The following is a 13,790-nucleotide window of genomic DNA, read 5'->3' as shown; positions in this document are numbered from 1 at the left end:
GGGCAGGGGTGAGGTGTAGGCCGCTGGACCAGTTGCGCACGCTCTCACCGCTGCTGCGGTAGGCACACGGCTAAAGCGTCCAACGGCCTTCCCCTCACCCTGCCCTCTCCCTCCGGGAGAGGGTTCCCCGCGCCCTTGTTTTTCAGCTCTTCCGCTGTGCCGCGAAGCGCGCGGCTGCCCTCAGCACATCCGCCTCCGGGCCGAAGCCCGCGAGCGAGGCCCCCGCAGCCTCGCTCAGCCGGTCACGCTCGCGCTTGGCGCCGTCGAGGCCGAGCGCGCCGATCAGCGTCGCCTTGCCCTTGTCCTCGTCCTTCGCCGTCGCCTTGCCCATCTGGGCCGTGTCCGATTCGACGTCGAGGATGTCGTCGGCGACCTGGAAGGTCGCGCCGAGCGCCCGCCCGTATCGACCAAGCGCCGCCAGCGCCTCGGCATCGGCGCCGCCAAGCCGCGCGCCGATCTCGACGCTCGCCGCCAGCAGCGCCCCGGTCTTCATCGCCTGAAGCTGCCGGATCGCGGCTTCCGAAAGCGAGCCGCGCTGCGCCTCGAAACGTCCTTCGGCCGCGAGGTCCAGCATCTGGCCGCCGACCATGCCGCCGAGCCCGGAGGCCCGCGCCAGCGTGCTCACCAGCGCGACCCGCACGGCGCCCTCAGGATGGGTCGCCTCATCAGCCAAAACCTCGAAGGCCAGCGTCAGCAGAGCATCGCCGGCCAGGATCGCCGTCGCCTCGTCGAAGGCCTTGTGCACGGTCGGGCGGCCGCGGCGCAGATCATCATCATCCATCGCCGGCAGGTCGTCATGAACCAGCGAATAGCAATGCAGCAGCTCGACGGCCGCGCCGGCCCTCAGCCCCTGCTCCGGAGCAGCGCCGAGGAGCCGCGCCGTCTCGACCGTGAGGAAAGGCCGCAGGCGCTTGCCGCCGCCGAGCGCACCGTGACGCATCGCCGCAACGAGGCGTGGCGGGCGCGCAATCTCTCCCTCGGCCGGCTCGGACGCCAGCAGCGCCGCGAGCAGCGTCTCAATGGCCTCCGCGTTCTGCGCGAGCCGCCGGTCGAGTTCGCCATGGCTGGCCGGAGTGGTGACGGAACTCATGCGCGGGCCTCGCGTTCGCTGCCGGGACGGGGGCCTTGCCGGACGATGGCGGCATCGTCAAGCTGCGCCGCCATGACGCAGGACATCACGGATCGGCCGATCGACCGGCGAGGAGGGCGAAGCAACGTGCTGGGCAGGTTCATCGGCCTCTGTGTCAGGCTCGCCTGCTGGCTGCTCCTCCTTCTCGCCGCTGCGATCCTGCTTTATCGGGTCGTGCCTGTGCCCTCGACGCTGATGCTCGCCCGCTGGCTGACACTACGCCCCGTCGAGCGCGAATGGGTGCCGCTCGAGCAGATCTCACCCAACCTGATCCGTGCCGTCATCGCCGCCGAGGACCAGCGCTTCTGCAGCCATCGCGGCGTCGACTGGATCGAGCTCAACGCGGTGCTGGAGGATGAGGACGGCCCCAGCCGCGGTGCCTCGACGCTGACCATGCAGACCGCCAAGAACGTCTTCCTCTGGCCCGGTCGCTCCTATATCCGCAAGGGGCTGGAGATTCCGCTGGCGCTGGCGATCGACTTCGCCTGGGGCAAGCAGCGCGTGATCGAGGTCTATCTCAACGTCGCCGAATGGGGTCACGGCCTGTTCGGGGCCGAGGCCGCGGCGCAGCGCTATTTCGGCAAAGCCGTCGCGCGACTCAGCCCCGCCGAAGCTGCGCGGCTGGCGGCAGCGCTGCCGAATCCTCTGCTGCGCGACCCGGGGAAGCCGAGCCGAGTGCTGCAATCGGCCGCCGCGCGCACGCAGCGAAGGCTTGGACAGCTCGGATCGCTCGGAGATTGCGCTCTTCCCGACTGATCCCGCCGGTATTCCGAAGAAAACCGGATTCAGCTCTAGCCATGCTCGCCCTGACGGTGTATGGGCAACGCCTCACGAGATTGATCCGTCGCCGTGGCGGAGGCGTGGCCTTGTGGCCTGCGTCCGAACGGCGGCACGATGGAGAGTACAATGGCCGTTCCGAAGAGAAAGACGTCGCCGTCGAAGCGTGGCATGCGCCGCTCGGCCGACGCGCTGAAGCAGCCCACCTATATCGAGGACAAGAACTCGGGCGAGCTGCGCCGTCCGCACCATGTCGACCTGAAGAGCGGCATGTACCGCGGCCGTCAGGTCCTCAAGGTCAAGACCGACGCCTGAGCCGGATGCGGCAGCGATGCCGCTCCAGCGACGACGAATGCGAACCGGCCGCGAGGCCGGTTTTTCTTTGCCTGCTTTCCATTAAAGCCTGCTGTGTTTTGACGGAACCACGCGGGTCATCCCGGGCTTGACCCGGGATCCATGCCGGAGCGTATCCGATCAAGGTTCAGGCATGGATCCCGGCTCTCCGCTTCGCTCCGGCCGGGATGACACGCGGTTCCGTGTAAAATCAGCACACTCTCGGCCGAGGGCGCGAGCGAGGCCGCGGCAGCCGGCCCCTTGGCAGAAGCTGCGCCGCCGCCCGATAGCAACCCGCAGCCGATTGGGGCGTTGTGATCCCTTTCCGCGCGAAAGGGCCGATCTCCGCCCGCGCCGCAGCAGCCTGCAACAGCAGAAGCGCAGATGCCTCGACATGGGCTGCATCGCGCCCCGGCCAAACTCGGGCCTCCACCATGTCTCACTCCGGCACAAACTCAATGTGACGGAGTTCAGGCTGCAATCCGGTGGCCAGTCTTAACGGCGCGTTAATCAAAATTGCCGCATCGTTTCGAGGCACTTCCCATCATCCGGACGGGCGACGAAGCACCAGAACGGCGCTGCGTGGCCATCCCCCTGAGGCCGAGCGATGCCCACCCCTTCGATCTTCAGCTTCCAGAACGGCGGCCCGGTCGACCCCCGCAGCATCCTCTCCTCGATCGGCGAAGTGGTTTACGGCTGGGACGTCCAGAGCGACACGCTCATCTGGGGTCCGAATGTCGGCGAGGTTCTCGGCCCGATCCCGGCACAGACCCTGGCACGCGGCCTCGCCTTCGCCGGCCTCGTCGAACCCGGCAGCGGCCCGAGCCGCTATGATGCGATCTTCGGCTCGAGCGAGCACGACCATGGCGACGGCGTGATCTATCGAACCCGCTATGCCATCGACCTCGCCGGCCGCAAGATGTGGGCCGAGGACACCGGCCGCTGGTTCGCCGGGACCGATGGCCGCCCGGCGCGCGCGCGTGGCATCATCAGGCTCGAGCGTGCCGCACGGGCAGACGAGCTGGAGCGGCTCGGCAACGAACTCTCCGACCGGCCCGCCCTGCTGGAGCGCATCGATGCGACGCTCAAGGAGCATCCGCCGGCCGAACGCCCCGTCGTGATCCTGGTGGCGGCGATCGACGAGCTCGCACGTCTCAATGACGATTTCGGCCACGAGGCGACCGACGAGATCATCAGCACCGTGCATGAGCGGCTGCGCTCGGTCACGCGCCGGCGCGACCATCTGGTCCGCTATGCCGGCAACAGCTTCGCGATCCTGCTCGTCGGCTGCCCGCAGGACCAGATCGAATCGGCCGCGCGGCGTTTCATCAAGATCGTTGCCCAATCCGCGATCGAGACCGCGCGCGGCATCGCGCTCGTGCGCCTGCGTGTCGGCGCCGCCAGTGCGCCAGAGCTGGGAACCCATGCCGGCTCGCTGCTGAGCGCGGCCGAAGGAGCCCTGGCCGCGGCCCGCGCCGGCGCCATCGACACCGTCGTCACCGCCAAGCCGCGCCCCCGCCGCGAAGCCGCGGCCGATCAGGTCGGCTTCGACGTACAGGCGATCGCCGCCTTGAACGAAAGGCGCGTGCAGCTCGCTTTGCAGCCCGTGGTCAGGGCTGGCTCGCGCGAACCCGCCTTCCATGAGGCACTGCTGCGAGTCGGCCAGGGCGAAACCGGGCTCTACTTCTCCTCGGCCGAGCTCATTCCCATGCTGGAGCGGCGCGGCCTCGTGCGGCTCTTCGACCATCGCGTGCTCGAACTCGCCATGGCGATGCTGCGCGACGATCCCGCTCTGGTGCTGTCGGTCAACGTCTCGCCCCGTTCGCTGACAGATCCGGAATGGTTCGATGCCTTCGTGGCCTGCACGGCCGCCGCCAGAAGCGAAGCCTCACGCCTGATCGTCGAGGTCACCGAGACCGCGACGATCGACAACCCGACGCGGGTGGCGAAGCTGCTCGCGGGCATCAAGGCGCAGGGCGCGCGCATCGCCATCGACGATTTCGGAGCCGGCCACACCTCGTTGCGCCATCTGCGCGCCTTCCCGATCGACATCCTGAAGATCGACGGCGCCTTCACGCAGAATCTGCGGCGTTCGACCGACGACCGCTTCTATGTCCGCACGCTCATCGACCTCGCCGGTCATCTCGGCGTCGAGACGGTGGCGGAATGGGTCGACGACGAGATGCAGGCTGCGATGCTGCGCGACTGGGGCGTCACCTATCTGCAGGGGCATCTCGTCGGCCGTGCCGAGCTGCATGCCTCCATGCAGCAGATGCCCCGCCGGAAGCTCGCTACTGGCTGACGCAAGCGCCGTTCGAGCACGCCTCCAGCGGGTAGCCCGATGACCACTTTCGACCCAACTGCGACCTTTCAAGATCGGTTTCTAGCGACCCGCGATTGCCCGTTTCTGACTTTGGGAAAGTCCGCTCTTGGGCATCGACGGCCACGTCATCTGCCGACAGCACAAGAGCTGTCGGCGTTATCGCAACGAGCTTGCGACGGAGAGGCGGGCGAAGCTCTTCGCCTCTACGAGACCCGTTTCACACCCGGTGGCTGCCACGTCCCTTGCCCCGCCGGCAGAATCGACGGCGGCGTGGGCTTCGGCCAATAGAGGCGCATCACCAGATAGATTTTGTCATCCGGCGCCGGCAGCCAATTGGCTTCCTTGTCGGCACCGGGGCTGTCCTTTTGGATGTAGAGCGTCAGCGAGCCGTCCGCGTCCTTTTTCATCGCCGACAACATCGGAGAGTTGATGAGGTAGCGATTGATCGGGTTCTTGACCAGGAACTGGCTCTTGCCGTCGTACATCGTCACAGACCAGAACGCATTCACGGGCGGCAACTGGCCAGGCGCAAAGGTGAGGGTGTATTTGTGCCTGCTGCCGTCGAGCGTCTCGCCGCTCGCGTCCGTTCGGGTATAGGGATACATCGCTTCCACGGCATCGTTGCCATAGAGACCGCCCTTGGCGGCGCCTGCCCGCATCACCCAATCGCCGTTATAGAAGGCCTCGTCGCCAAAGAACGAGCCGACATTCCAGCCGTTGATGTTCTTGTTTCCGCTGGCCAGCCATTTGTCGACCTTGTCGTCACCCTGCTTCATGGCGATCAGGATTGCGGCCTTGTGTTCGAGTGACAGATCCTTGAACGCGAAGGTCTTGCCGGGGCCGATGCCGATCTTTGCAAGTTTCGCGCGAACCGCCTGATCCCTTGGCGTCTCAGGGACAAACTGCAGGGCCGCGTCGAGATATTCGAAGAAGTTATCCTTGATCCCGGCGGTGGTGGCCGAAACGAACGCGATCTTCGGCGCGGCGGGCGGGGCGGGTTGTTTGAGGAAGGCCGAAAGCGGCTGCGCCTTGTAGCCGGTCTGGACTTTCTCGACGTTCGGCATGTCGGCGGGATTGAAGAGCTGGGTGCGGAAAGCCGCGAACGTGAACGGCGTCGTCGATCGGAAAACGTTCTTGATTCCGATCGGCGTTTCGCCTTTCCAGTCGGGGCCGACCACCAGATAGGCGCCCGGCTCGGTCCCCGTGGCGCGCGAGCCGATATAGCCGAAATTGTAGGTATTGCCGTCGATCAACTGGACTGAGTAGTAGCGGTCTTTTTCGACCGTCGGCACCGAGATGACCATCGGCTCAGCCCGCAAATCCAGCCAGAGCATCGAGTAAGGGGTGTCGCTGTTCGGCGTGATGATGGCCGTATCCGCCGGGGTGGCGACATGGTGCATGTTGTAGATTTCGTTGAACGGCGCCTTGAACTGACCCGAATTCTTATCCACGGCATACTCTTGCATAACCGCATAATTCATCACCAGCGGCAGGCCGTAGATGAAACCTTCTTCGGCGATGTCCTTGGCCTCAAACACGTTGGGCCATTCGGCTTTGTTCTGCGCAAATACCGGGCTGGACTTCGCCGTCGCGGCGGCCAATGCGGCCATTGCAGCAGAGCCAAGCAGATCGCGTTTCGTCAGCATCTGAACACTTCCTTCCGGTTCGCAACTTGTGGTCAAGCGCGCGTAGGTCGCAGGTTAACGCTACGCGACCTGGGCGATGATTGACAATGCAGGAATGGCCGATCCAGACCCGCTTGCATGTCCGCCTTTGACCTTTCGGCGACGTCCGCTCTTGCGCTGCTTAGGGCGGACGAGCGGACATCCGGCATTCCCGACGCGCCGGGATTGATGAGTGCACGACCTGATCTGGCCGAACTGGTCAAACTGCACGCGCTCACGGCCGGACATTCCTTCAAACAAAGCTATAGCGACGGTCAAAACCGGTTTTCCCGGTTGCCCGCGGCACTTATACTGTGCGACCAAGCAGCAATCGGATTTCGAGACCACTCATTTTGCGCCAACCTTGCGTCCTTCCGGAGCGACCAGCACGTGGCTGAGGTCCCAGTCATCTCCAGCCATATCCTGCACGGACTGCCGGCATTCCTGCGTCAGGAGATTGGGGAGAAAGCGCTTCTGCGGGCGAACCGCGCGGCAGGCTTCGATCTCGAGCTGACCGAAGGCCGCAATTGCTTCATCCCGCACGCCGCAGTCATCGGCTTCGTGAATGCCGCCGCAAGAGCAGCCGGCGAGCCCAATCTCGGGCTCCTGATCGCCCCCATGATGGACGCCGCCAACTATGGCAGTTTTGGGCGCTACCTATTGGGAGCCGACACCCTCGGCCAATCTATCAACCGGGCTATTGCGGCCCTGTGCTATCACAGCACGGATGACAGGATGTCGGTCGCAATCGTCGGCGACGAGGCACGGTATAGCTATGTCTTCGCCTTGTCCGGCCACGCTGGCTACGACATGATCGCCGGCGCGGCAGCCGGGGTTCTGCTGAGCGTGCTCAGGGCCTATTTGCCGTTTGACTGGCGGCCACTGCGCGTCGAGCTTGATATCAACAGGCCGCGCCAATCCGGCCAGTTCGAAGATCTCTTCCAATGCCCGGTCATTTTCAACGCGCCCGCAGTGACCGTTGTCGTGGAACGCCATCATTTGTCTGCCGCTCCGCGCCGGGCGTCATGGCCGATCGTCACCATCGAGGATGTGGCACGCGACCGGCCCGGCGGCGCGCCACGGAATCTGCTCAACGTCGTCATGGAGCAGATTCGGGCCCAGGTTCTCACCGGCAGCGTGTCGATCGATCGTGCGGCGAGACCGATGGGCACCAGTGTCCGAACGCTGCAACGTGAGCTGAATCGGGCCGGCAGCGACTTTCGCAGCCTGGCGAACGCGGCCCGGCTACAGCGAGCGACCGAGCTGCTCCGGCACATGAATGGCTCGATCACCCGTGTTTCGGCGGAGATGGGATATTCCTCTCCCGCCAATTTCGCGCGCGCCTTCCAAAAGGCGACCGGCCGCACGCCCAGCGAGTTTCGCTCGAATATTTAACATCAGGGGTCGCTTGCCAGAGACGCCCGTGACAAGAGGCTGTAGCCGGGAAGACGGGTCGAGACCGGCGGTACTCGGACTGATCGCGAATGCCCGGTTCCAGGCTGCGTGCCAACGTCAGCTGTTAGTGCACTTATCCCGGCGGTCGCAGGCTGACGAACTTCTGAATTCCACCCAACCAGGACACTCGCCGCATCGGTTCTAACGAGACAATGAAAAGCCGCGCCCTCTCCTGCGAGGGCGCGGCTCAAATTCGTCAGAATCGGCTCAGCGCGTGCGGGACAGCTTGTCCAGGCGGTCGCGCATTTCGTTGAGCTCGCGCTTGAGATCGTTGATCTCGCTGCCGGCGGGCTGCGCCGCAGGCTTGGCGCCTTCGGCCTCCTGACGGGCCTGCGCCGCCGCGGTGAACGGGTTGAACAGCCGGAACGCTTCCGTGAATATCTGCATGTTCGCGCGCGTCTGCGCCTGGATGGCATCGAGCGCATTGCCGCCGAAGGCCGTGCCGCCGAAGGCCTTCGCCATCTGCTCGCGGAACTTGCTCTGCTCCTTGGTGAAGTTCTCCATCGAGAATTCGAGGTAACGCGGCACCAGCGCCTGCATGCTGTCGCCGTAGAAGCGGATGAGCTGACGCAGGAAGGCGATCGGCAGCAGGTTCTGGCCGTCCTTGGCTTCCTCGTCGAAGATGATCTGCGCCAGCACCGAGCGCGTGATGTCCTCCCCCGACTTGGCGTCGTAGACGGCGAAATCCTCGCCCGCACGTACTAGCCCGGCGAGATCCTCCAGGGTGACGTAGGAGCTGGTACCCGTGTGGTAGAGCCGCCGGTTGGCGTATTTCTTGATGACGGTCGGTTCTTTGTCGCTAGCCATCGGTCCTACTTGACGTTGGTCCGCGGCCACTGGTGATTCCGGCGTGCTCGGCGGAGCGGTCTCCCTGTGCCGACGATAGCTTGTCGGTGCTGCACCGCAAGCTCTTTGAGCGGGCGCCGCAAAAATCTGTCGGAAATGAGACGTCGACTTCGACTTTCGTCGCTTGCTCACAGCCGTCCATCGATCTCGCTCGTCCCGAATTCAGCGTTCACCCGACTTGACGGCGTCGCAGCAGGCTTCGAAGGTGGCGAGGAATGGTGCGCCGGCGGGAGCGGTGCAGCAGCAACAACAAGCGAGGACACTCTCATGGCAGATTCGGATATCGTGATCGTCGGCGCGGCCCGCACCGCAGTCGGCGCTTTCAACGGCGCTTTCGCCAACACGCCCGCCCATGAGCTCGGCGCCATCGCGATCAAGGAGGCGCTGCAGCGCGCCAAGGTCGAAGCCGCGGAGGTCGACGAGCTGGTGATGGGCCAGGTGCTCGCCGCCGGCCAGGGCCAGAACCCGGCCCGTCAGGCCGCCATAGCCGCCGGCATCCCGCAGGAGAAGACCGCCTGGGGCCTCAACCAGCTCTGCGGCTCTGGCCTGCGCACCGTCGCGATCGGCCTGCAGCAGATCGCCAATGGCGACGCCGACATCATCGTCGCCGGCGGCATGGAATCGATGTCGCTGGCGCCGCACGCCGCCTATATGCGCGCCGGCACCAAGATGGGCGACCTGAAGTTCGTCGACACCATGATCAAGGACGGGCTCTGGGACGCCTTCCACGGCTACCACATGGGCACCACCGCCGAGAACGTCGCGACCAAATACCAGATCAGCCGCGAGGAGCAGGACCGCTTCGCCGTCGGCTCGCAGAACAAGGCCGAGGCCGCCCAGAAGGCCGGTCGCTTCAAGGACGAGATCGTCCCGGTCACCATCTCGACGCGCAAGGGCGACATCATCGTCGACACCGACGAGTATCCGCGCCATGGCGCCACGCTCGAGGCCATGGCCAAGCTCAAGCCCGCCTTCTCCAAGGATGGCACGGTGACCGCCGGCAACGCGTCGGGCCTCAATGACGGCGCAGCCGCGCTCGTCATCATGACCGCCAAGGAAGCGGCCCGCCGCGGCCTCACCCCGCTCGCCCGCATCGCCTCCTGGGCGACGGCCGGCGTCGACCCGGCGATCATGGGCACCGGCCCGATCCCCTCGACCCGCAAGGCGCTGGAGAAGGCCGGCTGGAAGGTCGGCGACCTCGATCTCGTCGAGGCCAACGAGGCCTTCGCGGCGCAGGCGCTGGCGGTGAACAAGGATCTCGGCTGGAACCCGGACATCGTCAACGTCAATGGCGGCGCCATCGCGATCGGTCATCCGATCGGCGCCTCCGGCGCGCGCGTGCTGGTGACGCTGCTGCACGAGATGGCCAAGCGCGACGCCAAGAAGGGCCTCGCCACGCTCTGCATCGGCGGCGGCATGGGCGTCGCCATGGCGGTGGAGCGCTGAGGAAAGCGCCCGGTGATGGTGCAGCGCACGACGCTCTATCGCTATCTGACAGGACCCGATGACGCCTCGTTCTGTCATCGGGTCAACGAAGCGCTGAGCCGCGGCTGGTCGCTCTTTGGCCAGCCGACACTCACCTTTGACCCAACGCAAGGCCGCGTCATCTGCGGCCAGGCCATCATCAAGGACGTGGACGAGCCCTACTCGCCCACCCTGAAACTATCCGAACAATGACGGCGGCAAGCCGTACAGAACTTCACCAAGAGGGAGAATGGCTATGACGAAAGTGGCGCTGGTTACAGGGGGCTCGCGCGGCATCGGCGCTGCGATCTCGAAAGGCCTGAAAGCGGCCGGCTACAACGTGGCGGCGAGCTATGCCGGCAATGACGAGGCGGCGGCCAAGTTCACCGCCGAGACCGGCATCAAGACCTATAAATGGGACGTCTCGGACTATGATTCCTGCGTCGCCGGCATCGCCAAGGTCGAGGCCGAGCTCGGCCCGGTCGACGTGCTCGTCAACAATGCCGGCATCACGCGCGACGGCATGTTCCACAAGATGACCAAGGATCAGTGGGACGCCGTCATCAACACCAACCTCAATTCGCTCTTCAACATGACCCGCCCGGTCTGGGAGGGCATGCGCGCCCGCAAGTTCGGCCGCGTCATCTGCATCTCGTCGATCAACGGCCAGAAGGGCCAGATGGGCCAGGTCAACTACTCCGCCGCCAAGGCCGGTGACATCGGCTTCGTCAAGGCGCTGGCGCAGGAGGGCGCGCGGGCCGGCATCACGGTCAACGCGATCTGCCCCGGCTATATCGCAACCGAGATGGTCAAGGCGATAGATCCGGCCGTGGTCGAGAAGTCGATCCTGCCGCATATCCCGGTCGGGCGCCTCGGCGAGCCCGAGGAGATCGCGCGGGCCGTGGTGTTCCTGGCCAGCGACGATGCGGGTTTCATCACCGGCTCCACCATCTCCGCCAATGGCGGCCAGTACATGGCCTGAAGCCTGCGCCGCCGCCCCGCTCAAGCCACGGCCGGGCGGGGCGTGCCGTCGATCTCCGTCGCCTCCGGCTCCTGCGCGATCGGCGGGTTGAGCGGATCGATGACCTCGAAGGGCCGCTCGACCTTGGGCGGCGCTTCCCGCATCCGGATGCGCAGGCCCGCGGCCGCCGCCAGCGCCAGCGCGATCGCAGCCATGAAATAGAGCAGCCCGTTGATATCGAAGCGCGCCATGATGCCGGCGCCGACCAGCGGCCCGAGCGCCGAGCCGAAGCCGCTGACCAGGATGAGCCGCCCGCTCACCGCCACCACGCGGTCGGCCGGCATCCGATCCAGCGCATGGGCGACGCAGACCGGATAGAGCGTCGACATGAAGCCGCCGAGCAGCGCCGCGACCGGCAGCACCGTGACGAGAGAGCGCGGCATCGCGACCAGCAGCACGACGGCCACCGCATAGCCGACGGCGAGCCCCGCCAGCACGAGGCGGCGATCGTTGCGGTCCGAGAGCCGTCCGACCGGCACCTGCAGCGCCAGCCCGCCGAGCACCGCGACCAGCATGAACAACGCGATGGTCTGCTGCTGCACGCCGTTGCTGAGCATCCAGGCCGGCACCAGCGCGTAGAAGGAGCTGGTGATGATGCCGCTGACGATGCAGCCGATGACGGAAATCGGCGCCTGCCGCGTCAGCTCGCCATAGCGCAGCGTCTCCTCCGGCACGAGGCCGGGCGCCTCCGCCCGCGTCGTGCTGACCATGACCAGCGCCAGTGCGAAGAGCGCGATGATGACCTGGAACGCCCCCGCCGAATGGATCGAGAGACCGACAATGGCGAGCTGGCCGATCGCCAGCGCCAGGAAGGTGCCGACCATATAGGTCGAGAAGACGCGGCCGCGCTGGTCCGGCACGGCCTTGGCGTTGAGCCAGCTTTCAGTGGTGACGAAGAGCCCGACGCAGCCGATGCCGATCACCATTCGGCAGGCCGTCCAGATCAGCGCCGAGGTCCAGAGCGGCATCAGCGCGGTCGCGACGACCACGAGCCCGGCAAAGGCCGTATAGGCGCGAATATGGCCGACGCGCTGGATCACCCCGCCGCTGGTCACGGCGCCGATGGTGAAGCCGATGAAATAGGCGCTGAGCACGATGCCGGTCGCTGTCGGGCCGAAATCCTCGAGCGTCAGGCGCAAGGACAGGAAGGTGTTGAAGTAGCCGTTCGCGAGCTGCACCAGACTCGTCGCGGCGATCAGCGTTCCGATCTGAAGCAGCATCGGCCAACCCCTGCGCAGCGGCCGCCAGCGGTCGGCCGGATACACAGAGGGCTAGCGAGCGAATGTGGGCTCAATGCGTCAGGGCCGCCGGCAATGCCGACGGCCCTTCAAAACGTCAGACAAGGAGCCGCGCGGCTCAGCCGTGGCGCTTGCCCTTCGGCAGCAGGAAGGTCAGCAGGCCCACGGCCGGCAGCCAGGCGCAGATCTTGAAGACCTGGATGATGCCGATCTGGTCGGCGAGCGCGCCGATCGCGGCGGCGGCGATGCCGCCGAGCCCGAAGGACAGGCCGTAGAACAGCCCGCCGACAAGGCCGACGCGATGCGGCACGAGGTCGATCGCGTAGATCAGGATCGCCGAGAAGGCGCTCGCCATGACGAAGCTGATGATGACGCTGAGCACGCCGGTCCAGAACAGGTCGGCATAGGGCAGCACCAGCGCGAAGGGCAACGAGCCCAGGATCGACAGCCAGATCACCCGGTCGCGGCCGATGCGGTCGCCGATCATGCCGCCGAGGATGACGCCGGCCGCGCCGACGACGAGATAGAGGAACAGCATGATCTGCGAGAGCTGCAGCGCGATGCCGAAGCGCTCGATCAGATAGAAGGTGTAGTAGGAGGTGAAGGCGGCGGTATAGCCGTTCTTCGAGATCAGCAGCAGCACCAGGACGGCCATCGCCAGCAGCACGCGCCCATGCGGCAGGCCGTGATCCGCGGCCTCCTCGACATGCACGGGCGACGCCTTCTGCTCGCGCCGCATCGCCGAATAGCGCGCGCCGAGCCAGCCCATCACCAGCATCGCCACCAGCACCACGCCCGAGAACCAGGACAGGCTCTGCTGGCCGCGCGGCACCACGATCATCGCCGCCAGCAGCGGGCCGATGGCGTAGCCGATATGGCCGCCGACCTGGAACACGCCCTGCGCCAGCCCCTGCCGGCCAGCGGCGGCGTGGCGCGCCATCCGGGTCGCCTCGGGGTGGAACACGGCCGAGCCCAGGCCGATCATCGCCGCGCCGATCAGCACGACGCCGTAGCTATGGGCAAAGGAGAGCAGCAGCAGCCCCGACAGCGTCGCGCACATGCCGGCGACCATCGCATAGGGCCAGGGCCTGTGGTCGGTGACATAGCCGAGCAGAGGCTGCAGCAGCGACGACGTCACTTGAAAGGCGAGCGTGATCAGGCCGATCTGCACGAAATCGAGCTGATAGGCGTCCTTGATCAGCGGGTAGAGCGCCGGGATCATCGACTGGACGAGGTCGTTCAGCAGATGCGCGACGCTCAGCGCGGCCAGAACCGGCATCAACGGACGACGGGTGACGGATTGCAGCGGGATCGAGGTCATTTCCGAGCCATGATCCTCCTTGCCGACGCGGTCAACGCCCCGGCACGGCGCCGGAAGCATGGCGCCCATGGCCATTATGCCGAGGTGCGGTGCAGCATCCAGGCGATTGCTGACCTCGGGTGGTCGTAACGGCGCGGGAACCCCTCTCCTGTAAGGAGAGGGGCAGGGGTGAGGTGTAGGCCGCTGGACCAGTTGCGCACGCCCTCACCGCTGCTACGG

General features: G+C 66.0%; 12 protein-coding genes. 7 read left to right on the top strand and 5 right to left on the bottom strand.

What is annotated here, in order from left to right; genetic code table 11:
• Positions 1–142: 142 nt before the first annotated feature.
• Positions 143–1,090, bottom strand: a complete 948-nt coding sequence (locus tag FQV39_RS25180; protein ID WP_149132778.1) for a polyprenyl synthetase family protein — start codon at positions 1,088–1,090, stop codon at positions 143–145.
• 126 nt (positions 1,091–1,216) lie between these two features.
• Between FQV39_RS25180 and mtgA the strand changes: the two genes are divergently transcribed.
• The 3 genes from mtgA (at position 1,217) to FQV39_RS25165 (ending at position 4,541) form a co-directional block, all read left to right on the top strand.
• Complete coding sequence (gene mtgA, locus FQV39_RS25175) at positions 1,217–1,885, top strand: monofunctional biosynthetic peptidoglycan transglycosylase (protein WP_472840607.1); 669 nt, start codon at positions 1,217–1,219, stop codon at positions 1,883–1,885.
• A gap of 150 nt (positions 1,886–2,035) precedes the next feature.
• Positions 2,036–2,221, top strand: coding sequence for a 50S ribosomal protein L32 (gene rpmF, locus FQV39_RS25170; RefSeq protein WP_047582212.1), 186 nt, complete (start codon positions 2,036–2,038; stop codon positions 2,219–2,221).
• A 625-nt stretch (positions 2,222–2,846) separates the two neighbouring features.
• Positions 2,847–4,541, top strand: a complete 1,695-nt coding sequence (locus FQV39_RS25165) for an EAL domain-containing protein (RefSeq protein ID WP_149132776.1) — start codon at positions 2,847–2,849, stop codon at positions 4,539–4,541.
• Between the two features lie 224 nt (positions 4,542–4,765).
• Here FQV39_RS25165 and FQV39_RS25160 read toward each other — a convergent pair whose 3' ends face one another.
• Positions 4,766–6,208 carry a DUF1254 domain-containing protein gene (locus FQV39_RS25160; protein WP_149132775.1) on the bottom strand — a complete coding sequence of 481 codons (1,443 nt, stop codon included), beginning with the start codon at positions 6,206–6,208 and terminating at the stop codon, positions 4,766–4,768.
• A 117-nt stretch (positions 6,209–6,325) separates the two neighbouring features.
• On the opposite strand from FQV39_RS25160, the gene FQV39_RS25155 reads away from it, so the two are divergent.
• Positions 6,326–7,621 carry an AraC family transcriptional regulator gene (locus FQV39_RS25155; protein ID WP_248313137.1) on the top strand — a complete coding sequence of 432 codons (1,296 nt, stop codon included), beginning with the start codon at positions 6,326–6,328 and terminating at the stop codon, positions 7,619–7,621.
• Between the two features lie 267 nt (positions 7,622–7,888).
• Here FQV39_RS25155 and phaR read toward each other — a convergent pair whose 3' ends face one another.
• Positions 7,889–8,488, bottom strand: a complete 600-nt coding sequence (gene phaR / locus FQV39_RS25150; protein WP_149132774.1) for a polyhydroxyalkanoate synthesis repressor PhaR — start codon at positions 8,486–8,488, stop codon at positions 7,889–7,891.
• Between the two features lie 306 nt (positions 8,489–8,794).
• Here phaR and FQV39_RS25145 point away from each other — a divergent pair, with 306 nt between their 5' ends.
• From FQV39_RS25145 to phbB, 3 genes are read left to right on the top strand one after another with little or no spacing between them, the layout of a single operon-like run.
• Entirely contained in the window at positions 8,795–9,973 is a 1,179-nt protein-coding gene (locus FQV39_RS25145) for an acetyl-CoA C-acetyltransferase (RefSeq protein ID WP_149132773.1), read from the top strand.
• 15 nt (positions 9,974–9,988) lie between these two features.
• Positions 9,989–10,204 carry a DUF1737 domain-containing protein gene (locus FQV39_RS25140; RefSeq protein WP_149132772.1) on the top strand — a complete coding sequence of 72 codons (216 nt, stop codon included), beginning with the start codon at positions 9,989–9,991 and terminating at the stop codon, positions 10,202–10,204.
• Positions 10,205–10,247: 43 nt separating this feature from the next.
• On the top strand, positions 10,248–10,973 hold the full coding sequence (gene phbB / locus FQV39_RS25135) for an acetoacetyl-CoA reductase (RefSeq protein WP_149134031.1): 726 nt from the start codon (positions 10,248–10,250) through the stop codon (positions 10,971–10,973).
• Between the two features lie 20 nt (positions 10,974–10,993).
• On the opposite strand, the gene FQV39_RS25130 is transcribed toward phbB, so the two are convergent.
• Both FQV39_RS25130 and FQV39_RS25125 read right to left on the bottom strand, forming a co-directional pair.
• Positions 10,994–12,232, bottom strand: coding sequence for an MFS transporter (locus tag FQV39_RS25130; RefSeq protein WP_149132771.1), 1,239 nt, complete (start codon positions 12,230–12,232; stop codon positions 10,994–10,996).
• A 136-nt stretch (positions 12,233–12,368) separates the two neighbouring features.
• Positions 12,369–13,571, bottom strand: a complete 1,203-nt coding sequence (locus FQV39_RS25125) for an MFS transporter (protein ID WP_149134030.1) — start codon at positions 13,569–13,571, stop codon at positions 12,369–12,371.
• Between the last annotated feature and the right edge of the window lie 219 nt (positions 13,572–13,790).

The sequence above is a fragment of the Bosea sp. F3-2 genome (assembly GCF_008253865.1).
Lineage (GTDB): Bacteria > Pseudomonadota > Alphaproteobacteria > Rhizobiales > Beijerinckiaceae > Allobosea.
The sequence above is the reverse complement of the archived record's forward strand: the minus strand, read 5'-3'. Positions and strand labels throughout refer to the sequence as shown.

Coding starts and splice junctions, on each gene's coding strand:
- FQV39_RS25180 (WP_149132778.1), bottom strand. CDS start 1,090: ATGAGTTCCGTCACCACTCCGGCCAGCCATGGCGAACTCGACCGGCGG.
- rpmF (WP_047582212.1), top strand. CDS start 2,036: ATGGCCGTTCCGAAGAGAAAGACGTCGCCGTCGAAGCGTGGCATGCGC.
- FQV39_RS25165 (WP_149132776.1), top strand. CDS start 2,847: ATGCCCACCCCTTCGATCTTCAGCTTCCAGAACGGCGGCCCGGTCGAC.
- FQV39_RS25160 (WP_149132775.1), bottom strand. CDS start 6,208: ATGCTGACGAAACGCGATCTGCTTGGCTCTGCTGCAATGGCCGCATTG.
- FQV39_RS25155 (WP_248313137.1), top strand. CDS start 6,326: ATGTCCGCCTTTGACCTTTCGGCGACGTCCGCTCTTGCGCTGCTTAGG.
- phaR (WP_149132774.1), bottom strand. CDS start 8,488: ATGGCTAGCGACAAAGAACCGACCGTCATCAAGAAATACGCCAACCGG.
- FQV39_RS25145 (WP_149132773.1), top strand. CDS start 8,795: ATGGCAGATTCGGATATCGTGATCGTCGGCGCGGCCCGCACCGCAGTC.
- FQV39_RS25140 (WP_149132772.1), top strand. CDS start 9,989: ATGGTGCAGCGCACGACGCTCTATCGCTATCTGACAGGACCCGATGAC.
- phbB (WP_149134031.1), top strand. CDS start 10,248: ATGACGAAAGTGGCGCTGGTTACAGGGGGCTCGCGCGGCATCGGCGCT.
- FQV39_RS25130 (WP_149132771.1), bottom strand. CDS start 12,232: ATGCTGCTTCAGATCGGAACGCTGATCGCCGCGACGAGTCTGGTGCAG.
- FQV39_RS25125 (WP_149134030.1), bottom strand. CDS start 13,571: ATGACCTCGATCCCGCTGCAATCCGTCACCCGTCGTCCGTTGATGCCG.